This window comes from Burkholderia sp. WP9 (assembly GCF_900104795.1).
Taxonomy (GTDB): Bacteria; Pseudomonadota; Gammaproteobacteria; order Burkholderiales; family Burkholderiaceae; genus Paraburkholderia.
This window is the reverse complement of the sequence record NZ_FNTG01000001.1, coordinates 60,529-80,709: the sequence shown is the minus strand read 5'-3', so window position 1 is coordinate 80,709 and position 20,181 is coordinate 60,529. Positions and strand designations below refer to the sequence as shown.

At 65.9% G+C, this 20,181-nt stretch carries 17 protein-coding genes and 1 pseudogene; 10 read left to right on the top strand and 8 right to left on the bottom strand.

Annotated elements, in window-relative coordinates:
• Positions 1–307: 307 nt before the first annotated feature.
• The 3 genes from BLW71_RS00320 (at position 308) to BLW71_RS00310 (ending at position 2,441) form a co-directional block, all read left to right on the top strand.
• Complete coding sequence (locus tag BLW71_RS00320; protein ID WP_091792536.1) at positions 308–1,069, top strand: AzlC family ABC transporter permease; 762 nt, start codon at positions 308–310, stop codon at positions 1,067–1,069.
• The gene (locus BLW71_RS00315; protein ID WP_091792535.1) at positions 1,066–1,389 is read left to right on the top strand and encodes an AzlD domain-containing protein; all 324 of its coding nucleotides are present in this window, start codon (positions 1,066–1,068) and stop codon (positions 1,387–1,389) included. The genes BLW71_RS00320 and BLW71_RS00315 overlap by 4 nt, the downstream gene beginning before the upstream one ends.
• A 284-nt stretch (positions 1,390–1,673) precedes the next feature.
• Complete coding sequence (locus tag BLW71_RS00310; protein ID WP_091792534.1) at positions 1,674–2,441, top strand: DUF4088 family protein; 768 nt, start codon at positions 1,674–1,676, stop codon at positions 2,439–2,441.
• Positions 2,442–2,499: 58 nt separating this feature from the next.
• Here BLW71_RS00310 and BLW71_RS00305 read toward each other — a convergent pair whose 3' ends face one another.
• The 3 genes from BLW71_RS00305 to BLW71_RS00295 form a co-directional block, all read right to left on the bottom strand.
• The gene (locus BLW71_RS00305; protein ID WP_091792533.1) at positions 2,500–4,626 is read right to left on the bottom strand and encodes an ATP-dependent helicase; all 2,127 of its coding nucleotides are present in this window, start codon (positions 4,624–4,626) and stop codon (positions 2,500–2,502) included.
• A gap of 234 nt (positions 4,627–4,860) precedes the next feature.
• Positions 4,861–5,124: a hypothetical protein gene (locus tag BLW71_RS00300; protein WP_091792532.1), complete on the bottom strand. Its 264-nt coding sequence runs from the start codon at positions 5,122–5,124 to the stop codon at positions 4,861–4,863.
• Positions 5,125–5,242: 118 nt separating this feature from the next.
• Positions 5,243–5,710, bottom strand: coding sequence for a hypothetical protein (locus tag BLW71_RS00295; RefSeq protein ID WP_091792531.1), 468 nt, complete (start codon positions 5,708–5,710; stop codon positions 5,243–5,245).
• Between the two features lie 317 nt (positions 5,711–6,027).
• On the opposite strand from BLW71_RS00295, the gene BLW71_RS00290 reads away from it, so the two are divergent.
• The 5 genes from BLW71_RS00290 (at position 6,028) to fumC (ending at position 12,517) form a co-directional block, all read left to right on the top strand.
• Positions 6,028–6,246 (top strand): RNA-binding S4 domain-containing protein, encoded by a 219-nt coding sequence (locus BLW71_RS00290; RefSeq protein ID WP_011489423.1) that lies wholly within the window; start codon positions 6,028–6,030, stop codon positions 6,244–6,246.
• A 280-nt stretch (positions 6,247–6,526) separates the two neighbouring features.
• Positions 6,527–7,918, top strand: a complete 1,392-nt coding sequence (locus BLW71_RS00285) for an MATE family efflux transporter (RefSeq protein ID WP_091792530.1) — start codon at positions 6,527–6,529, stop codon at positions 7,916–7,918.
• A gap of 278 nt (positions 7,919–8,196) precedes the next feature.
• Positions 8,197–9,156 carry a ketopantoate/pantoate/pantothenate transporter PanS gene (panS, locus tag BLW71_RS00280; RefSeq protein ID WP_091792529.1) on the top strand — a complete coding sequence of 320 codons (960 nt, stop codon included), beginning with the start codon at positions 8,197–8,199 and terminating at the stop codon, positions 9,154–9,156.
• A gap of 240 nt (positions 9,157–9,396) precedes the next feature.
• Positions 9,397–11,103 carry a phospholipase D family protein gene (locus BLW71_RS00275; RefSeq protein WP_502686809.1) on the top strand — a complete coding sequence of 569 codons (1,707 nt, stop codon included), beginning with the start codon at positions 9,397–9,399 and terminating at the stop codon, positions 11,101–11,103.
• Positions 11,104–11,116: 13 nt separating this feature from the next.
• Entirely contained in the window at positions 11,117–12,517 is a 1,401-nt protein-coding gene (fumC, locus tag BLW71_RS00270; protein WP_091792528.1) for a class II fumarate hydratase, read from the top strand.
• A gap of 161 nt (positions 12,518–12,678) precedes the next feature.
• On the opposite strand, the gene BLW71_RS00265 is transcribed toward fumC, so the two are convergent.
• The 4 genes from BLW71_RS00265 to BLW71_RS41470 all read right to left on the bottom strand — a co-directional run bounded on the left by BLW71_RS00265 (position 12,679) and on the right by BLW71_RS41470 (position 16,004).
• Positions 12,679–13,185 (bottom strand): acyl-CoA thioesterase, encoded by a 507-nt coding sequence (locus BLW71_RS00265; protein ID WP_091792527.1) that lies wholly within the window; start codon positions 13,183–13,185, stop codon positions 12,679–12,681.
• A gap of 142 nt (positions 13,186–13,327) precedes the next feature.
• Positions 13,328–14,458: a GlxA family transcriptional regulator gene (locus BLW71_RS00260; protein WP_091792526.1), complete on the bottom strand. Its 1,131-nt coding sequence runs from the start codon at positions 14,456–14,458 to the stop codon at positions 13,328–13,330.
• The gene (locus BLW71_RS00255; RefSeq protein ID WP_091792525.1) at positions 14,458–15,714 is read right to left on the bottom strand and encodes an MFS transporter; all 1,257 of its coding nucleotides are present in this window, start codon (positions 15,712–15,714) and stop codon (positions 14,458–14,460) included. The genes BLW71_RS00260 and BLW71_RS00255 overlap by 1 nt, the downstream gene beginning before the upstream one ends.
• Before the next feature lie 146 nt (positions 15,715–15,860).
• Positions 15,861–16,004: a hypothetical protein gene (locus BLW71_RS41470; protein ID WP_177204935.1), complete on the bottom strand. Its 144-nt coding sequence runs from the start codon at positions 16,002–16,004 to the stop codon at positions 15,861–15,863.
• A gap of 222 nt (positions 16,005–16,226) precedes the next feature.
• On the opposite strand from BLW71_RS41470, the gene BLW71_RS00250 reads away from it, so the two are divergent.
• Entirely contained in the window at positions 16,227–16,940 is a 714-nt protein-coding gene (locus tag BLW71_RS00250) for an ArsR/SmtB family transcription factor (protein WP_091792524.1), read from the top strand.
• 193 nt (positions 16,941–17,133) lie between these two features.
• The gene (locus BLW71_RS00245) at positions 17,134–19,773 is read left to right on the top strand and encodes a DUF6600 domain-containing protein (RefSeq protein ID WP_091792523.1); all 2,640 of its coding nucleotides are present in this window, start codon (positions 17,134–17,136) and stop codon (positions 19,771–19,773) included.
• Positions 19,774–19,874: 101 nt separating this feature from the next.
• Here BLW71_RS00245 and BLW71_RS00240 read toward each other — a convergent pair.
• Positions 19,875–20,087: pseudogene (locus BLW71_RS00240) on the bottom strand (thymidylate synthase); the annotation flags it as partial.
• Positions 20,088–20,181: the final 94 nt, after the last annotated feature.

The window sequence follows — 20,181 nt, the reverse complement described above, 5'->3', positions numbered from 1 at the left end:
CGACCTTTACCGCCGTTCCGGGCGCTCTAACCGCCAGAGACAACCCTAGCGCGAACGTTGCTAGCGACCTTTGCACGCCCGCTGCCTGGGACGCCCCAGCCGCCAGCGACATACCAGCACGAAATTTGCTGCCAACCTTTGCGCGCGCCGCCGCGTCGCTCATTCCGGCCGCACGACACGCCCCGGCGCGCAAGCCACCAACCAACGACATCGCCACGCGTCAGCGCATCGAGACACGCCCAGCCGCAAGAACGTACAAGCCCCGCTGGGCCGCCCCCGCTAAGCTTCCCGATTCAAGGAGGCAAGATTGACCCATTCCACCGCAGGCCAGCCCACGAGCCACGGCCATCTAAAGGAGTTCACCGCCGGCGCGCGCGACATCATTCCGATGATGGTCGGCGCGGCGCCTTTCGGCGTCATTTTCGGCACACTCGTCGCATCCGGTCCGCTGCACCTCTGGCACGGGCAGTTGATGTCGCTCGTCGTGTTCGCCGGCTCCGCGCAGTTCATCGCACTCGGCCTGATCGCGGGTCACGCCAGCTTCGCCGTGATCTGGGCGACTACGCTGGTGGTCAATTTGCGTCACATGCTGTACAGCGCCACGCTCGCACCGCACGTCGCGCATCTGTCGGCGCGCTGGCGCTGGGCGCTCGGCGCGCTGCTCACGGACGAAGTTTTCGCCGTCGCGTGGGAGCATTACCGGCATCGGGAGCCCGGCACGGTCGGCCCGCACTACTTCTTCGGCGCGGGTCTCGCCATGTACCTGAACTGGCAGATCTGGACCGTCGCCGGCCTGTTGTTCGGGGCGGCGTTTCCGGGATTGCAATCGCTCGGCCTCGATTTCGCAATGGTCGCCACCTTTATCGCGATCGTCGTGCCGCAACTCGTGGCGCTGCGCTATATCGCGGCCGCAGTGACCGCGGGCACGCTGGCCTTCTTCTGGCAGGCGTGGCCGTACAAGCTCGGGCTGCTCGGCGCGGTATTCGCGGGCGTGGCGATCGGCGTCCTGCTGTCGACCTCGCGCCCCAACCTGCGCGGCACGGGCAAAACCGCGGAGGCGTCCCGATGAACTACGTCGTTCTGATTCTCGGCATGGCGGCCATCACGTGGGTGATCCGCGCCGCGGTCTTCGTGCTCGGCGACCGGCTCGTGTTTCCGCCGCTTGTGCGCACCGCCCTCGGCTTCGTGCCGGTCACCGTGCTGACCGCGATCATCGTGCCGATGGCGGTTTCGCCGCACGGCAGCAATGCCGAACTGACTTGGCGCAATCCGCAACTCGTCGGTGCGCTGGCCGCGGTGCTCGTCAGCGCAGTCACACGTCGGCCGCTTCTGACCATTGCGGTCGGCCTGGCGGTGTTTTTTGTCTGGCAATGTATCGTGCTGAAATAGGTGCACGCCGCCTTCATGGCGGCATCCGGGTCGTCCGGCTTGCGACACGCAAGCGCATGCCGGGCGACGCTTCCCTCTAAAGCGGGCGCACCCGTCCCGCACGCCCTTAAGTTTCCCCCCGATCCGCCGTTATGCAGTCGAGGTCCGCTCGTCGGGATACGTCCCGCTGGTTACGCGGCAACAGGCAGGAATCAAGCGCGCCGGCATCGAACGTCGCGTCTCCCAAGGCCCGCGCGGCCGGGTGGCGCGGCGAAGCCGCGCGGCAGGACCAAACGGGATAACTCATGGGTCAAATCACCCTCACGCTCAAAGACGAGACCATTGCGACACTGCGCAAGGATTTCGACGCTTTTCTGCGGGTATCGCTGAAGCTCGATCCGCAGTTCGCGACGCCGTCGTTTGAGGACTTTTTGCGCGCCAAGCTGCTCGACAATATGGTGCCGCTGACCGAACACGCGGTTCAGCGGATGTTGCAGGGCGGCCAGTACGCTTGGGCCAAACGAACGCTCGACAAGGAGTTTCCGGACGTCGTCGCAATCCTGATGCGGCAGGCGGGCGAATTCGGCTTCGGTTTCGCGGCCCGCTCGGAATGGACGCCGGAAGAACTCGCCAAGCAGTGCCGCGACTGGGCGGCGGCGATCGTCAAGGAAGCGGAAGGCGACGCCACGCTGGTCGACCCGCTCGCGGCGCAGATCAAGAGCGCGGCGCAGGACATTCAGGCGCTCGAGGAAGTAATGCAGACACCGGCCTGGCGGCTGGTGGAGTCGCTGCGCCAGCGCGTCTACGAGGCCAAGGTGGCGTGCGAAACGAGCGTGGGGAGCACCGCGCGCGAGAAGCTCGGCGAACTGCGCGGGCTTCTGCGGCTGGGCATCTCGCACGGCTCGTTCCAGAAACAGGAAGCGCAGCAGATCATGGAATTCCTGCGTTTGCTCAAGCCGGAGATTTTCGTCGAAGAGCCGTACGACGTGTTCTCGCGCATGGCGGCCTGGCTGCGCAACTTCTTCGTGCCGCCGCGTCCGGCCCCTCAGCAGCAACAACGGCAGTCGCGCTGAAGATCGAGGCCTTCAGACGGCAGGCGCCGCGCCCGTAACGGCGGCACCCACCGCACTCTCAATCCCACATCTTCCTGAGTTTCGCCGCGATCTCGATCTTCGCCTGCGCGGCGGCGGCCAGCCCGGCCGCCGTGGGCGCGCTCGGAACCGGCACCCGCGGCCACGCATAGGCCTCGAACAGCGGCATGAGATGCGCGGGAATGAAGCGCGTACGCGACGCCCACACGTGACGATCACCCATATGCGTCTGGTTGTGCACGTAAAAGCGCTGCGGCACGACGATATGCAGATCCTCTTTCGCGCGCGTCATCGCCACGTAGAGCAGGCGGCGCTCCTCGTCGATTTCCTCCTCGCTGCCGGTGCCGAGGTCGGAGGGAATGCAGCCGTCCACACCGTTCAGCACGAACACGTTGCGCCACTCCTGCCCCTTCGCGGAATGAATCGTGGAGAGGATCAGGTAGTCTTCGTCGAGCAACGGCACGCCGGATTCGTCGCTGGTGGCATCGGGCGGATCGAGCGTCAGCTCGGTCAGAAAGCGTTCACGCGACGCATACGTGCCCGCGATGCTCTCCATCTGCAACACGTCCGCATGACGGATCGCGGCGTCCTCGTGGTTGCGCTCGAGATGCGGCTCGTACCACCGGCGCACCATCTCGAACTCGGCGGGCCACGGCGTCTGGCGGCCGTACACGCTCGACATCAGCTTGACGAACGGATGCCAGTCTTCCTGCGCGCGAGCCGGCGCGGCGAAGGCCGCCAATGCGCCACCGGCGGTGTCGGCGGGATTGCCGCTGCCCGCGCGCGCGACGATCTCGTCGAGCACCTTGGCAGCCGTGGCCGGCCCCACGCCCGGCAGCAGCTGCACGACGCGAAAGCCGGCTACGCGGTCGCGCGGATTTTCCGCCCAGCGCAGCACGGCGAGCACGTCTTTCACGTGCACCGAATCGAGAAACTTCAAGCCTCCGAATTTCACGAATGGAATGTTGCGCCGGGTCAGTTCGATCTCCAGCGCGGCGCTGTGATGCGCTGCGCGAAACAGCACCGCCTGTGATTTGAGCTTCATGCCCTGCTCGCGCGCCTCGAGCACCTGTTCGACGATGTAGCGCGCCTGATCGGCCTCGTCGGCGACGCTCACGAGGCGCGGGCGCTGCGCCGACGCCTTGTCGGTCCAGAGATTTTTCGTGTAGCGCTCGCTGGCCAGTTCGATCACCGCGTTGGACGCCGCCAGAATCGGCGCGGTCGACCGGTAATTGCGCTCGAGCGTGACCTGTTTGGCCGGCGGGTCGAAATGCGCGGGGAAATCGAGAATGTTGCGCACGGTCGCGCCGCGAAACGAATAGATGGACTGGGCGTCGTCGCCGACCACGGTCAGGCCGCGGCCGTCCGGCTTCAATGCGAGCAGGATCGACGCCTGCAGACGGTTGGTGTCCTGATATTCGTCCACCAGCACGTGATCGAAGCGCGCCGACAGGTCGGCGGCGATGGCCGGCTCGGCCGCCATGTGCGACCAGTAAAGCAGCAGGTCGTCGTAGTCGAGCACGCTCTGCTTCTGTTTGGCCTCGACATAAGCCGCGAACAGCCTGCGCAGATCGGCTTCCCATTCACGGCACCAGGGGAACGCACTGTCGAGCGCCTGGCCGAGCGACGCGCCGGTGTTCACAACGCGCGAGTAGATGGCAAAGCACGTGCCCTTGGCCGGGAAACGCCGCTCTTTCGCCGACAAACCGAGCTCGTGGCGCACCAGATTCATCAGGTCGGCGGAATCTTCGCGGTCGTTGATCGTAAAGGCCGGCGCGAGGCCGATCAGGTCCGCGTACTCGCGCAACAGCCGCGCGCCCACGCTATGGAACGTGCCCGACCATGTCAGCCCTTGCGCGAGCGCGGCTCGCGTGCCGAGCGCCGCGCCGGCGATGCGCGTGACGCGCCGGGTCATTTCGAGCGCAGCGCGACGCGAAAACGTTAGCAGCAGGATGCGGCGCGGATCGGCGCCGTTCACTACCAGATTGGCGACCCGGTGAGCGAGAGTGTTGGTCTTGCCGGAGCCGGCGCCCGCGATCACCAGCAATGCGCCGGGCGGCGCGGTAGGCGTGTCGGCGCCGTACTCGACGGCTTCGCGCTGCGCGTCGTTGAGCTTTGCCAGCCAGGCGACGGTATCGAACGACGGGGATTCGGCGACGGAGAGCACGATCGGTTTGGACGTTAGGTGGATTCAGTACGGCGACGCATACTGTATATCCATACAACCCTCGTCGACAAGCGACCCTTTTTTCGACCGCGCGCCCTCGGCGGCCGGCATCCCGCCGCATGACAATTGCGCATATGAAAAATGGCCCGTGGCGTGGAAGCGCACGGGCCATTTCTTTGAAAACGCAACGCGGAGCCGCTCACACGTCGCCGCGAGGCCAGCGGTCAAGCCGGGCTACTGCGTCTTCGCGTCCTTCACATTGGCGTCGGCCTTGGCCTTATCGGCGTCGGCCTGAGCGTCGGTTTTCTTCTTGTCCGCCTTGGCTTGCGCGACGGACGCTTTCTTATCCGCCTTCGACTGCTCCTTGGCCGCCTTCTTGTCGGCATGGGTAACCGGCGCCGCAGCCGGATCGCTAGCCTGCGCGAAGGCAACCGACGACAGGCAGCCCGCGATCAACGCGGCCGAAATTCTGGACTTCATGGACAGAGTGATATTCATGCGATACCTCCGTGAAACGAGATGCCTGGACCTTGCGATCCTTCAAACGCGATCGGTCAAGGCGGCGGCGTTGGCAACCTATGCCGCCCCGCCACCGCCTTGACGCTCAGCCTCGGTCTTAGTGCTTGACGTCGGCGCCGTCCGCCTGGACGCCGGCCTGGCCTTGCATGTCCATCTTCATTTCGTTGTTGGCGGCCTGCTTATCCGCCTTCTGGTTGATCTTTGCGCCGCGCACCTCTTCCTTGTACTGCGCCTTGGCGGCCTTCTGCTGGTCCTTCAGCTCGGCCTTGGATGCCTTTTTCGACGCGCGATATTCAGCGTTGGCCTTCGCATTGGCGTCGCGCTTCTGCACCAGCGGGTCCGTCGAACCCGACGCCGTCAGGCGCGCCGGGGGCGGCGTCACCGGCTGCACGCCCTGCGCGGCGGGTGCAGCGGGCGCAACGTCGGCGCCTTGCATCTGGACTTGCGGCTGGCCGTTGACACCCTCGGCCGGTTGCGCAGTCTGCGCAACGGCTGCGGTGGCCGCGAACGCGGTCACGGCGGCGGTCAGGGCGGTATTGATCAGAAGCGTTCGAATTTGGGTCATGACTAATCCTCTCTAAAGTTGTTGTGACGCGGGCGACCTGTCCGGCATTGCGCATTCTCGAGCCGCTTTGCAAGCTTGCTCTGCGTGCCTCGCCCGGTCTGCTCGCTGCCAGATCAATCCAGCAGGCTTTACCACTGACCTGCACTTTACGAGTGAAGTTCGTGTCTTACGACCGGTGTTACGCAACGTTTCACTTTCTGACAATCGCATAACATCTGCTTGCAGATGCTCACGCAAAGTCGGCGCACACCTTGAACTTCATCCAGGGCAAGCTTCTGGCTTATGATGCGAACCCCTTGCCTGAAGGCGCAAACGCCATGCCCAACCTAGATTTCACCCTCACCGGCGACTACGTCGAACTGCATAATCTGCTGAAGATAACGGGGCTCGCGGACAGCGGCGGCTCGGCAAAAATGATGGTGGCGGACGGTGCTGTCACCGTAGACGGCCGGGTCGAAACGCGTAAAACCTGCAAAATCCGCGCGGGCCAGGTCGTCTTGCTCGGCGACACGCGGATTGCGGTTCACGAAGCCTGACGCAACGCCCCGCCGCTCTGCGGTTTCCGAAAACTCGGAGGAGGCGCGCGCACCAAAATCGTGCCTTCTCCATCGACAGCGCCGCGCCTAAGCAATAAGCTGTCAGTTTCGACAGACAAACAATCGGCTGACACTTTCGGCTGGCGGTTGCTTCGTGCGCTTGTTTCGTACGATTGCCTCGTGCGTTCACCAAGGCCCGCCGAACCGCTGCCCTCGCCACCGCCCGCGCGACTACCGCGCCCGCCGTCGCGCTGTCGCCACTTCCGCTGCCAAGCGCTCCATGACTCAATCCGGCTTCACCCGGGTGGCCGCCCGGCCGCCGACCCTGACCCGCCACGCGGCGGACACTGCCCGCCTCGCCGCGCCGCTCGCCATTGCGCAGCTCTCGCAAATGGCCATGGGCGTGACCGACACGATCCTGCTCGGCTCGCTCGGCCCCGACGCGCTCGCGGCCGGCGGCCTCGGCGCGAACCTGTTTTTCGTGGTGGTCACGCTGCTGCAAGGCGTGCTGACCTCCGTCAGCGTGAGCGTGTCGCACGCGCGCGGCGCAGAGGACGAGGGCCGCGTGCCGCACATCTACTGGACCGGTTTCGTGCTGTCCGTGCTGCTGTCGGTGCCGGCATTCTTCCTGCTCTCGTTCGCCACGCCGATCCTGCTCGCTTTTGGCGAACCCGCGCTGCTCGCGCACAACGTCGGTGAGTACGCGGCGGTGCTGCGCTGGGGGTCGCTCGGCAGCCTGATCGGCGTCGGCCTGATGCGCTCGTTCCTGCCGGCCATCGGCGCGGCCAAACGGCTGTTGTGGGTGTCGCTCGCGAGCGTCGGCGTGAACGGGTTTCTCAACTACGGGCTGATTCACGGCGCCTATGGTTTGCCGCGGCTCGGCTTTCTCGGATCGGCGGCCGCGACTTCCATCACCGTCTGGCTGAGCGCGCTCGTGCTGATGGCGCTGTTGCATTTGCGGCCGCGCTACCGGCACTTCGTCGTCGCCACCCGGCCGAACGTGCCGTTGATGGGCGAACTGTTCGGCATCGGCTGGCCGGTCGCGATCACCTACGGTGTCGAATCGACGCTCTTTCTCGCCACCGGCCTGATGGTCGGGCTGCTCGGCGAGTCGCAACTGGCCGCGCATCAGATCGCGCTGAACGTCGCCTCGGTGGCCTTCATGGTGCCGCTCGCGATCGGCCAGGCGGCCAACGTGCGAGTTGGCTTCTGGTCCGGCGCCGGCCAGCCGCTCGCCGCGCGCCATGCGGGCTTTGTCGCGTTGGCGCTCGGCGTCGCCTTCATGACGCTGTCGGGGCTCGTGCTGATCGCCGCGCCGCACTGGATCGTCGGCCTCTATCTGCATCTCGACGACCCGGCCAACGCGGCCACGGTCGCGCTCGCGAGTTCCCTGCTCGGCGTGGCGGCGATCTTCCAGATCGTCGACGGCATGCAGACGGTCGGTTCCGGCTGTCTGCGCGGCCTGAAAGACACCCGTGTACCCATGATCGCCGCCGCGTTCGGTTACTGGGTGATCGGTTTCCCGACCGGCTACACGCTGGCGTTTCACTTCGGTCTCGGCGCGCGCGGCTTGTGGTGGGGACTCGCCGCCGGCCTCGCGAGCGTCGCGCTGCTAATGACGCTGCGCTTTCACAAACTGAGCCTGCGGCGCGTGCCGGCCAATCCCGTTTGAACGATGCCCGACTGGTTGCACGCGCAACCACCGGCGCACGGGAAATTCGCCGCGAACGGTAAAATACCGTGTTTCGGCGCATGGACGCGCACCCGCGTCCATGCGCCGAAAACCCACTCGCGCGCCTCAAAAAGGCCCGCGTAGCCCGAAGGCTCATCACCCGCCATCACGGCTTGCCGCGCTCACGCGGCAGACTCCCGCAAGCGCGCCGCCGACGGCGGCGTGCCGCCCGACCGACCCTGCTTCTCGCGATAAAACATAATCAAGGAACACCTCTCATGCTTGCCCGCGTCACCCGTCTCTTCCCGCTCTGGGCCGTGCTCGTTTCGATTGCCGCGTACTGCTCGCCCGCCTCGTTCTCAGGCATCGCGCCGCACGTCACCACGCTGCTGACCATCATCATGCTGGCAATGGGCGTCACGCTCTCCGTGGCCGATTTCCAGCGTGTCTTCACGCGGCCCGCGCCGGTGATCGCCGGCATCGTGCTGCACTATCTCGTCATGCCGCTCGCCGCGTGGGTGATCGCCAAGGCGTTGCGCATGCCGCCGGACCTCACCGCAGGCATGGTGCTAGTGGGCAGCGTGGCGAGCGGCACGGCGTCGAACGTGATGATCTACCTCGCGCGCGGCGACGTTGCGTTGTCGGTGACGATCAGCGCGCTGTCGACCCTCGTCGGCGTATTCGCGACGCCGCTGCTCACGCGTCTTTACGTGGACGCCTCGATCGCCGTCGACGTACACGGCATGCTGATGAGCATCCTGCAAATCGTCGCGTTGCCGATCGTGGTCGGCCTGATCGTCAATCATCTGTTCGGCAAAATCGTGCGCAAGATCGAACCGGTTCTGCCGCTGATCTCGATGGTCGCGATCGTGCTGATCATCGGCGCGGTGGTGGGCGGCACGCAGAAGAGCATCGCCTCGGTCGGCCTCGTGGTGATGCTGGGCGTGGTGCTGCACAACGGCATCGGTTTGCTCGGCGGCTATTGGGGCGGGCGTCTGCTCGGCTTCGACGAAGCCGTGTGCCGCACGCTCGCCATCGAAGTGGGCATGCAGAACTCGGGCCTCGCCGCGACGCTCGGCAAGCTCTATTTCACGCCGATCGCGGCGTTGCCCGGCGCGCTGTTTTCGGTGTGGCACAACCTGTCGGGCTCGCTGCTCGCCGGATACTGGGCAGGACGTCCCGCGAAAGGCTCGACGCATATGGACGGTGAGCAGGTGTTGAACGCCGAACGCGGGTAACAGCGCGCGCGTCGCGCTGGCTTCGCGATCCCGGCGCGCGCCGGCATTGAATTTCGGGTTCTGCCGATACGTTCACGACGCATCCGTAGAACCCGCAACGCGAGCGCCGCATCGCGAGATGCATCGGCCAGGCGGCGTATAAGATCAAAAAGCAGAACAACAACCAGAACAAAAACCCGCCCGCCTGATTCCCCTTAGAATGCATTTCTCGACAGCGTGAATAGCTCGCGCGCTGTCGCCATGAGAAGCCTGCAAACAAGGGGAGAAAGCGTGCCGTCGCATCCAGATAAAAGCAGAGCCGCACCGCAACGCCAGTGCGCGTTCAGCACACCCCAGCGTAAGAACGCCTGGGGCACCACGAGACATTTCTTCCTGCGGTGTTGCGCAACGGCACTATTGACCGCCTGCGCCACCAAGCCACCGGCCACCGAGTTCGACCGTCACATCACGCACGCCCTGCCCGTCACGGAAACCACGCCGCTTCGCACGGCACTCGCGCCGCTCGAAGCCGCGCATCCGGATCAATCCGGTTTCCGGATCCTCCCGAACGGCACCGACGCCTTGCAGATGCGCATTGCGCTCGCACGCGCCGCGACCCGGACCCTCGACATGCAGTACTACATCGCGAACGAGGACACCACCGGCAAGCTGCTGCTCGGCGCCGCGCTCTTTGCGGCCGATCACGGCGTGCGGGTGCGCATGCTGGTCGACGATCTCAACTTCAAGGACATCGACCGCGTGATGGCGGGCTTGAACTCGCACGAGAACATCGAAATACGCGTCTTCAATCCGTTCGGCAGCGCGCAGGAAGGCATGTTCGAACGCACCACGAACGTGTTCACGCAAATCGGCCATTTCACGCGCCGCATGCATAACAAGGCGATGATCGCGGACAACCAGCTGGCGATCGTGGGCGGCCGCAATCTTGGCGACGAGTATTTCAGCGCGAGCGAAACACTGCAGTTCCGCGACCTCGACGTGCTCGCCGCCGGCCCGATTACCGCCGACGTCTCCGCGAGTTTCGACGACTACTGGAACAGCAGCATCTCCTATCCGTTGCGCGTACTGAACAAGCAGAAGTTCGACGCGAAGGAATTGGACCAGACACGCGACGAGTTGCGCCAGCACTGGCGCACCAACGCCGATCCGTACAACGCGAAGCCGCTGAACGCCACCCCGCTCGCCTCGCAGATCGCCAAGGATCAGCTCGGCCTGACCTGGGCGCGGGCGGAGTTCAAGGCGGACCTGCCGGAGAAGATCGTGCATCCGTCGCCGGACTATGTGAGCCCGCCGATGCAACGGCTCGGCGAATTGATGCGCGACGCGCAGAAAGACTTCCTCGTCATTTCGCCTTACTTCGTGCCGCACGAAGCCGGTGTGAAGACGGCCGGCGAACTGACGCATCGGGGCGTACGCATTGCCGTGCTGACCAATTCGCTCGCCGCCACCGACGCCGTCGCCGTGCAGGCCGGCTACAGTCCGTTTCGCGTACCGCTGCTGCAACAGGGCGTCGAGTTATACGAATTCAAGCCGCAGCAGAACATGCCGAGCGTGGGCTTCGCGGGCTCGCGTTCGCGCGCCAGCCTGCATGCCAAAACGTATGTGATCGATCGCAAGATTCTGGTGATCGGCTCGATGAACCTCGACCCGCGTTCGGCCAATCTGAACACCGAACTGGCGCTGGTGATCCACAGCCCGCCGCTCGCCGAACAGGTCGCGCAAATCTTCGAACGCGCCACGAGCCCGGAGGAAAGCTATCGCGTCACACTCGCCGACGACGCGCAACTCGCGTATCTGCGTTCGATCGGCGCGCCGCTCTCCCCGCTCGTGTGGACCGACGTCGAAGACGGCACGCGCCGCACCTACATTTTCGATCCCCAGGCCGGTTTATACCGGAATGCGCTAACAGGTCTATTCTCCCTATTGCCCGTCAACGCAGAACTTTGAAGCGGAGTTGAACATGACTGAAGACGTACGATTGGAGCGCGACACGTTCGGCGAAATCGCCGTGCCGAACGCTCGTCTATGGGGCGCGCAAACTCAGCGCTCGCTGCAGAATTTCCGCATCTCGACCGAGAAGCAATCGCCCGAACTCATCACCGCGCTGGCCGTCATCAAGCGCGCCGCCGCCGAAGTCAACCTCGGCCTCGGCGTGCTCGACGAGAGCAAGGCAAAGGCGATCATGCAGGCCGCTGACGAGATCATCGACGGCAAGCACCCGGAGGAATTTCCGCTCGCCGTGTGGCAGACCGGTTCCGGCACGCAGACCAACATGAACCTCAACGAGGTGATCGCGAACCGTGCAAGCGAGCTGCTCGGCGGCGAGCGCGGCGAAGCGCGCAAGGTGCATCCGAACGACGACGTGAATCGCGGCCAGTCGTCCAACGACGTGTTTCCGACCGCCATGCACGTGGCCGCGGCCTATGCGATCGTCAAGCATCTGCTGCCGGCGCTGAAGACGCTGCGCGACACGCTCGACGGCAAGGCGAAAGCGTTCGTGGGCATTGTGAAGATCGGCCGCACGCATTTGCAGGACGCCACGCCGCTTACACTCGGTCAGGAGTTTTCGGGTTACGTCGCGCAACTCGAACACGGCATTCGTCACGTCGAATCGGCGCTGCCGCATCTGTACGAGCTCGCGCAAGGCGGCACGGCGGTCGGCACGGGTTTGAACGCGCATCCGCAGTTCGCCGACAAGGTGGCCGCGGCAATCGGCAAGCTGACCGGCTTGCCGTTCGTCTCGGCGCCGAACAAATTCGAAGTGATGGCCGCGGCCGACGCGCTGGTGTTCGCGCATGGCGCGTTGAAAACGGTGGCGGCGAGCCTGAACAAAATCGCCAACGACGTGCGCTGGCTGGCAAGCGGCCCGCGTTGCGGCCTCGGCGAACTGTCGATTCCGGAGAACGAGCCGGGCAGCTCGATCATGCCGGGCAAGGTCAATCCGACCCAATCCGAAGCATTGACGATGCTGTGCTCACAGGTGTTCGGCAACGACGTTGCGGTGAATATCGGCGGCGCGAGCGGCAACTTCGAATTGAACGTGTTCCGGCCGATGATCGCGCACAACGTGCTGCAATCGGTGCGCCTCCTCGCCGACGGCGCGCACAGTTTCAACGACAACTGCGCGGTCGGCATCGAGCCGAATCACGAGCGCATCGATACCCTGCTCAATGAATCGCTGATGCTGGTGACGGCGCTCAATCCGCACATCGGCTACGACAAGGCCGCGAAGATCGCCAAGAAGGCGCACAAGGAAGGCACCACGTTGAAGGCGTCGGCGCTCGCGCTCGGCTTCGTCACCGAGCAGCAGTTCGACGAATGGGTGCGGCCGGAAGACATGGTCGGGCATTCGTCGGCGTGATCGGCCGCGCCGCTGCGCCTGGGGCCGCCAGATCGAGTGGCCCGGCCAGCGTGCTTTGAGCCGCTACGGTGATTTGGACACCGTGTCTGGAAGTACAGCAACAGCAGGCCGCGCGAACACAACATTCGTGCGGGCCTGCGAGCGGCGCTTCAGGGCGCCGCTTAAACCTTCCCCTGCGCCACTTCTTCCGGCTTCAGTTCGACGATCGCGTCGAGCGCTTCCTTCACGTCCATCGCGTACCGGGCAAGGCGCTTCTGTTCGTCCGTCTCCGGCACGAAGGCCGGCACGGGCACGGGCTGGCCATTCTCGTTGACGGCGACCATCACGATCAGGCAATCCGTGGTTTGCAGCAACTCGCCGCCCTTCGGGTCGCCGGCCTGCACCGAAACGTGAATGTGCATGCTGGTGCGGCCCGTCGCCACGACCCGCGCGCGCAACTCGACCAGATTGCCGACCAGAATCGGCCGACGAAAACGGATATTGCCCACGCTGACCGTCACGCAATAGCGCCCGGACCACACCGCCGAGCACGCGTAAGCGGTCTCGTCGATCCACTTCATCAGCGCGCCGCCATGCACCTTGCCGCCGAAGTTGACCGAGGTCGGTTCGGCAAGAAAGCGAAAAGTGGTTTCGGAACGGTCCAGCGGCGCTGCGGCAGGGGTGCTCATCTTGACTCCGGTCAATCGATGCATTGAAAGGAGGCGATTATACGAGCGCAATATTGACCTCGTCTCCCGCGCCGGTTGAGGCGTCAGATCCGGCGAGAGTGCATCTTGAGCTTTTCGGGGCGCGCTGGTTTCGCGTCCGCGATCAACTTGCCTCGACGAGCTCGGAAGCGCTCTCACTGCGCGTCGGGCCGGCCGACATGAAACGCTCGCGATAATCCAGCGGCAGCACGCCGAAACGCCGTAAAAACGCCCGCCGCAGATTCTGTTCACTGCCAAAACCACAGTCCAACGCAATCCGCTTGAGCGGACGGCGCGATTCGGCGAGCGCCCGCGAAGCCGCTTCGAGCCGCAGCGCCGAGACGGTTTTAGCCGGCGTGCGACCGACCTCGTCGACATAGCGGCGCGCAAAGGTGCGCGGGCTCATGCGGATTCGCTCGGCGAGCCGCTCGACCGACAGGTCCTCGCGCAGATGCGCCGCCATCCAGCTGTGCAATGCGTCGAACGGACCGTTCGCCGAGGCCTGTGCCGCCAGCGCCGCGCTGAACTGCGACTGACCGCCGGGCCGCTTCATGAAGACCACCAGCCGCCGCGCGGCCTGCATCGCAACCGCGTGGCCGAGGTCCTCCTCGATCAGCGCCAGCGCCAGATCGATACCCGCCGTCACGCCCGCCGAAGTCCACACGACGCCCTCGCCTTCACGGCGGCCCACATCGCGGATGAAGATCGGATCGGCGTCCACCTGGACGTTGGGAAAGCGCTGCGCGAGGTGCGGGGCGTCGCGCCAGTGCGTGGTAGCGCGGCGGCCGTCGAGCAGGCCGGCCGCCGCCAGATAGAACGCGCCGGTACACACCGAGCACACGCGCCGCGCCCGCGGGGCATGCCGTCTGATCCATGCGACGAGTTCGGGCTGGAGTGTGCAGTGCTCGTCGACCGGGACGCCGGGAATGATCAGCGTGTCGATCGGCTGGTCGTCGAGCGACTCGAGCCGCTCGGTGACGATCGGCAGACCGGGGAAAGTCTGCAATATGCCGCCGTCGATCGAGGCGACCGTCGTGCGATAGGCCACGGCTTGCGCCGGGCTGCCGGTCGAACCGGCCGCTCTACCCGAGCCGCCCGCGCTGGCGCTTTCAGCAGGATTCACGACGCCGGAAGCACCGCCACCGGCGTTCCCGGCAACCGTCAACTCCGCGCGCCAGAACGCCTCCAACGGCCCGCAGGCGTCGAGCAGCACCAGATCCGGCGCGACCGCGAACACAATATGACGCGCCACCATCAGGACATCTCCCCCGCCACCTGCCGCCTGCGCGACCACGCGTAGCCCAACGTGGCGAGCCCCGCCGCGCCGAGCAGCGGAAATATCGCGGCATTGATCGTCGCCCAGCCGAAGCGGGCCAGCAATTGACCCGCGAACAGCGAGCCCAGCGCGGAGAACGCGAAAGTCGTGAATTCGCTGGCCGCCTGCGTCTTGGCCCGCTCCGACGGCCGGTACGATTGCGCGAGCAGCGTCGAGCCGCCGACGAACATGAAATTCCAGCCCACGCCGAGGCAAGCAAGCGCCGCATAGAAATGCGGCAGATCGGTCGAGCGCAGGGCGAGTACCCCGCACAGCGCCGACAGCGCGATGCCCACGCCGATCACCGGCAGCACGCCAAAGCGTTTGATCAGCCGCGCGGAAAACAGCGACGGCGCGAACATGCCGACCAGATGCCACTGGATGATCGCCGCGCCGTCGCCGATCGTGTGGCCGCAGGCGAGCGCGGCGATCGGCGTGGCGGTCATCACGAACATCATCACCGCGTAGCCGAGCGCATTGTTGGCGAGCGCCGCCGCAAAGATCGGCTGCCGCACGATTTCGCCGAGCGGCCGCGCCGCTTCATGACTCGCCGCCGTGCTCACGGCCGGCGCCGCGTCGCGATACAGCAGCGCCAGCAAGGCGACCGACACCAGCCCCAAAACCGTCACGAGCGCATAAGAACCCGCGAACGCGACCGGCGCCAGCCAGTCTTTGCTCCATGCGGCAAGAAGCGGTCCGCAGACGGCGGCCACTACGCCGCCCGCCAGCACTGTCGAAATCGCGCGACTTTTGTCTTCTATGCCGACGGCGTCGGCTGCGGCCAGCCGGTAATACTGCGCGAACGCCTGGAATACGCCGACCGTCGCCGTGCCGGCGCAAAAAAGCCAGAAACTGTGGTGAAAGATCGCCCATACGGAAACCGCGCCGCCGAGCGCACCGACGCCCGCGCCCAGCACGAAACCCGCGCGCCGGCCAATGCGCGCCATCAGGAAAGACGCGAAGATCGTCGTCAGCGCGGCGGCGACGGTAATCAGGGAGAACGGCAGCGTCGCGAGGGCTTTGTCCTCGGCGAGCGTGTAGCCCACGAGGCCGGTCAACGTCAGATCGATCGATACGGATGAGGTGTACAGCGCCTGGCATACGGCCAGCACGCGTGCGGCGCGGCGGTCGTGCGGATCGGCGTCGCGCAGGCCGGTGGAGTGGGCGGGAAAGGTGGAAGCGGCGGACGGTGGCATCGATAGGTTCCGGGCGGCGGACGTGAGATGGCCTGATCGTCACACGAGCGCCGTTGGCAGAAATGCCAATAATGCATCAATTTCTGCCAGTCGCTGCGGTTGTCCACGGTCGTCCGCGGTTATTTGCGTAAGCGCCGGCGAGCCGCCTATTTGCGCACCGTGACGCCTTCGTCGATCGTGCCGTACATGGTGATGCTGCCGGTGCCCGCGCCCGAAGACGAACCAGCGCCGCCCTGCGCACAGGCGCTGATCAGCAGGGCCGCGGCAATGACGGCGAGAAGAGTTTTCATGGCAACGTGTTCCTGCAAGGACAGACAACAATTCTAGCCTGGCGGGTCTGCGCGGCATCGAAGCGCCGGCTGGGACGCTCGCTTTCGCTGAAGGCCCGCGTCTTCGCCGGGTTTTCGTAGCTGCCGCATTCGACAGTTCACGCTAAGCTGAAACATCGAATCGCCTGGCCCGATACAGTGGGTTGCATGGCGCCCTGTCCGCGCCGCCCCAGGAGACGTCAAATGACCGCCACCCTCGCAGACGAACAGAACCATTTTCCCGGCCTGAGCCGCATCGGCGCGCTGCTCGCCGATCCCGGCCGAGCCGCTATGCTGTGGGCGCTCATGGACGGCAGCGCCCGCCCGGCCGGCGAACTGACCATGATCGCCGGGCTCTCGCCCTCCGCGGCCAGCGCCCATCTCGCGCGTCTGACCGACGGCGGCCTGCTCGCCCTCGAGGTGCGCGGCCGGCATCGCTATTTCCGGATTGCGTCGCCCGACATCGCAGCGTCGATCGAAGCGCTCGCCAACGTCGCGCAGGTCAGCGCGTCGCAACGTCCGGTGCCGCGCCCCGTGCGCACCGTGCCGCTCGACATGCGCTACGCGCGCACCTGCTACGACCATATGGCGGGCGAGCTGTCGGTGCGCGTGTTCGAGCGGCTGGTCGCGCGCGGCCTGCTGACGCTGCACGGCACGTCGCTGGAAGCCACCGCTGACGGCGCCGCCCGCTTCGCCGACTGGGGCATCGACATGTCGGCGCAGAAAAGCCGGCGCCGCCGCTTCGCCTGCACTTGTCCCGACTGGAGCGAACGGCGTCCGCATCTGGGCGGCGCACTCGGCGCGGCACTGCTCGACTCGTGGTCGTCGCATGGGTGGGTCGAACGCACGGAGCGGCCGCGAATCCTGCGCATCACGCCGGCCGGGCATCGGCATTTCGATGCGTTCCTCGCCGCCTGATGCGCGCCTGAAGGTCCGTCGCGCTTACAGGACATCGGCAATCCGCTTACGAATAACCTATCGGGACCTTTTTCGAGATCTTTTGTTACACGGTGGCAAGGCGGCCTTACAAAAGTGGGGGCCTTGAAACAATCGCCACGGGTAGAGTGACTGCACGGATGCCGCAAGATGCCGCGTTCGTCGGAGATAAATCATGAGAACAGTCACCCCAGACCACCATTCGAACCGCCGGGTCATCGGCTATACGTTGATCGCAGCCGCCACGTTCCTGTTTGCGGCTCAAGCCACCTTGGCGCAGGAAGTCCAGCAAGCGCCGCAGGCCGCCGCCGCATCGCAAAACACCGATCCGCCCGGCCGCGTCGCGCGCCTGAACTACACGGCAGGCACCGTGACCACGGAACCGGCCGGCGCCACCGACTGGTCCTACGCGCAAATCAACCGCCCGCTCACCACCGGCGACCAGCTGTGGAACGATCAGAACGCCCGCTCGGAGCTGCACATCGGCTCGACCGCGGTGCGCCTCGGCCAGTCCACCAGCCTCGACCTGCTGAATCTCGACGACAACAGTGCTCAGCTCAAAGTCGCTCAGGGCACGCTGTCGGCCCGCGTGCGGGAACTCGCGCCGGGCTCGTCCTATGAAATCGACACGCCGAATCTCGCGCTCGGCCTGAACGGACCTGGCGACTATCGCGTCGACGTCGCGCCGGACGGCAGCAGCACCACCGTCACCGTGCGCAGCGGCAGCGCGACGGTGTACGGCGACAACGGCCAGGTGCCGGTTGCGGCCGGCCAGCAGATCCGCTTTGGCGGCACCAACCTCCAGCAGGTCGCCGACAACGGCGCGCCCGGCCTCGACGGCTTCGATCAATGGGCCGCAAGCCGCGACGCCGCCGAAGATCGCTCGGTCTCGGCGCGCTACGTGTCGCGCGACATTCCCGGCTATCAGGATCTCGACGCCAACGGCACGTGGCAGAGCTCGCCGCAATACGGTGAAGTGTGGGTGCCGCGCGGTACGCCCGCCGGCTGGGCGCCGTATCACGACGGCCATTGGGTATGGCAGGCGCCGTGGGGCTGGACCTGGGTCGACGACGCGCCGTGGGGCTTCGCGCCCTACCACTACGGCCGCTGGGCTCAGGTCGACGACACGTGGGCGTGGGTGCCGGGACCGGTCGCGGTCAGCGAGCCGCCCGTTTACGCACCCGCTCTCGTCGCCTTCGTGGGCGGCGGAGGCGGCGGCGTGAACTGGGGTGTCGATCTGGCGATCGGCGGAGCGGTAGCGGCGGGCGTCGCATGGTTCCCACTCGGCCCGGGCGAGCCGTGGCACCCGCATTGGGGCGATCACGATCACTGGAGCCCCGGTTACTACAACCGCGTCAACCAGACGACGATCGTCAACAACTACAACCGCAACGTGAATGTGACCAACATTCACAACACGTATATCAACTACCGCGCGCCGGGCGGCGTGACCGCGATGCCGGCGACAGCCTTCGTACATGGTCAGCCGGTCGGACGCTTCGCCCAGAAGGTCGATCCGCGGCAATGGCGCAACGCGCAGATCAACCCGGGCGGCCCGGGAATCGCGCCGGTGCGGGAGAGTTTCGGCCCGGGTTTGCGCAATGCGAACTACCGGCCGCCTGCGGCGGTGATGGCGCGCCCGGTGGTAGCGACACGTAGTCCCGCGATGCCGGCGGCTTACCACGACAGCCTCGCTCAGCGGTTCGCACAAAGCGGCGGACGGGTGTCGGGCGCCGGCCAGCCTATCGTGCGGACTTCGGTGCCGGCGCATATGGCGGGCGGTCCGGGCGCGCTGCCGGTGCAGAACGTGCGGGTCGTGCAGTCGCATATCGCGGGACGTGCGCCGGGGATGGCGGCGGGCGCGCCGGGTGGGCCTGGCGGCGGGCAGCAGGTGGGACAGCGGCCGGGTGAAGGGCCGCGTGGCGGCATGCAGCAGGCCGGGCAGCAACCGGGTGAGGCGCCGCATGGCGGCATGCAGCAGGCTGGGCAGCGGCCGGGTGAGGCGCCGCGTGGCGGCACGCAGCAAGCTGGACAGCGGCCAGGCATGCCGCCGCAAATGGCAAACCAGCGCCCGGAGCCTCAAGAGTCGCAACGTCCGTCGAACGGTGTGCCGCGTCCGCCGCAAGCGAACGGCGGCAACCCGGGCGGCAACCCAGCGGCGTGGGCGCAGCAACAGCAGCGCGGCATGCCGCAACAGGCAGGTCAGCAGCCGGCCATCAACGAACGCCACGAGCCGGCCTGGACACAGCCGCACACGCCGATGGCCCAGCAGCACGGCGGTGCGCAACAACAGGCTGGGCGGCCGGATGCCGCTCCACAGCCCGGCGCTCAGCCACAGGGAAGACTGCCGGAGATGGCGCAACAACAGCACGGCGCGCCGCACCCCGCGGAAAACCCGGCCGTGCAGCAGCAACAGCAGCAGCAGGGGCTTCATGCGCAGCCACAGCCGCAGGCGCAGATGCAACGTCAGCCTGAGCAGCAGATGCGGCGTCCAGCGCAAGTTGAGGCGCAACAACCGCGTCAGGAATATCATCCGCAGCCCATGCAGCAGGCTCCGCGCCAAGAGCCACGTCCTGAGCCGCGCCAGCAACAGGTGCAGCAACAGCCGCGGCCGGAGTTTCATCCCCAGCCACAGCAGCAGCCCCGTCAGCAACAGGCGCAGCAACAACCTCGGCCGGAGTTTCATCCGCAGCCGCAGCAGCCGCGCCAGGAATCACGCCCGCAGCAGGCCCAGCAGCCGCATCCTCAGGCACAGCCGCAGCACGCCGAACAGCATTCGGGTGGCGGAAACCGCGACGAGCATCACAAAGGCTGAGCGCCTCCCGCTTGCGTTTGCAGCCAGCATGAAAAAACCCCCGCGATTCGCATCGCGGGGGTTTTTTCTTCATGCGGACCGGGCAGCTTGCCCGCCGACGCTCAAACGGCCATTGGCGCAGTGAGCGGCTCGTGATGCCGGTAGCCAACCAGCGAGAAATCCGACGGCTCGATCTTTTCGAGCCATTCCGGCTCGTACACGCCGGTTTTTGCGTACTCCGGCACGCGATCCGAAATCGCGAAAGCCGGGCTTTCGTACGGCTCGCGCGTGAGTTGCTGCTGCAACATGTCGAGCTGATTCTCGTAAATGTGTTTTTGGAACCAAACAGTAAAGGCCATCTCGTGGGTTGTTACACGGCTGAGCGTGCAAAACGACCGGTAAACCTGTTTTGTTTCTCACAACCATATT

Bases quoted from the DNA above. Each gene is read 5' to 3' on its own strand.
- BLW71_RS00315 (WP_091792535.1), top strand. From the start codon at position 1,066: ATGAACTACGTCGTTCTGATTCTCGGCATGGCGGCCATCACGTGGGTG.
- BLW71_RS00310 (WP_091792534.1), top strand. From the start codon at position 1,674: ATGGGTCAAATCACCCTCACGCTCAAAGACGAGACCATTGCGACACTG.
- BLW71_RS00300 (WP_091792532.1), bottom strand. From the start codon at position 5,124: ATGAATATCACTCTGTCCATGAAGTCCAGAATTTCGGCCGCGTTGATC.
- BLW71_RS00295 (WP_091792531.1), bottom strand. From the start codon at position 5,710: ATGACCCAAATTCGAACGCTTCTGATCAATACCGCCCTGACCGCCGCC.
- BLW71_RS00290 (WP_011489423.1), top strand. From the start codon at position 6,028: ATGCCCAACCTAGATTTCACCCTCACCGGCGACTACGTCGAACTGCAT.
- BLW71_RS00285 (WP_091792530.1), top strand. From the start codon at position 6,527: ATGACTCAATCCGGCTTCACCCGGGTGGCCGCCCGGCCGCCGACCCTG.
- panS (WP_091792529.1), top strand. From the start codon at position 8,197: ATGCTTGCCCGCGTCACCCGTCTCTTCCCGCTCTGGGCCGTGCTCGTT.
- BLW71_RS00275 (WP_502686809.1), top strand. From the start codon at position 9,397: ATGAGAAGCCTGCAAACAAGGGGAGAAAGCGTGCCGTCGCATCCAGAT.
- fumC (WP_091792528.1), top strand. From the start codon at position 11,117: ATGACTGAAGACGTACGATTGGAGCGCGACACGTTCGGCGAAATCGCC.
- BLW71_RS00265 (WP_091792527.1), bottom strand. From the start codon at position 13,185: ATGAGCACCCCTGCCGCAGCGCCGCTGGACCGTTCCGAAACCACTTTT.
- BLW71_RS00260 (WP_091792526.1), bottom strand. From the start codon at position 14,458: ATGGTGGCGCGTCATATTGTGTTCGCGGTCGCGCCGGATCTGGTGCTG.
- BLW71_RS00255 (WP_091792525.1), bottom strand. From the start codon at position 15,714: ATGCCACCGTCCGCCGCTTCCACCTTTCCCGCCCACTCCACCGGCCTG.
- BLW71_RS41470 (WP_177204935.1), bottom strand. From the start codon at position 16,004: ATGAAAACTCTTCTCGCCGTCATTGCCGCGGCCCTGCTGATCAGCGCC.
- BLW71_RS00250 (WP_091792524.1), top strand. From the start codon at position 16,227: ATGACCGCCACCCTCGCAGACGAACAGAACCATTTTCCCGGCCTGAGC.
- BLW71_RS00245 (WP_091792523.1), top strand. From the start codon at position 17,134: ATGAGAACAGTCACCCCAGACCACCATTCGAACCGCCGGGTCATCGGC.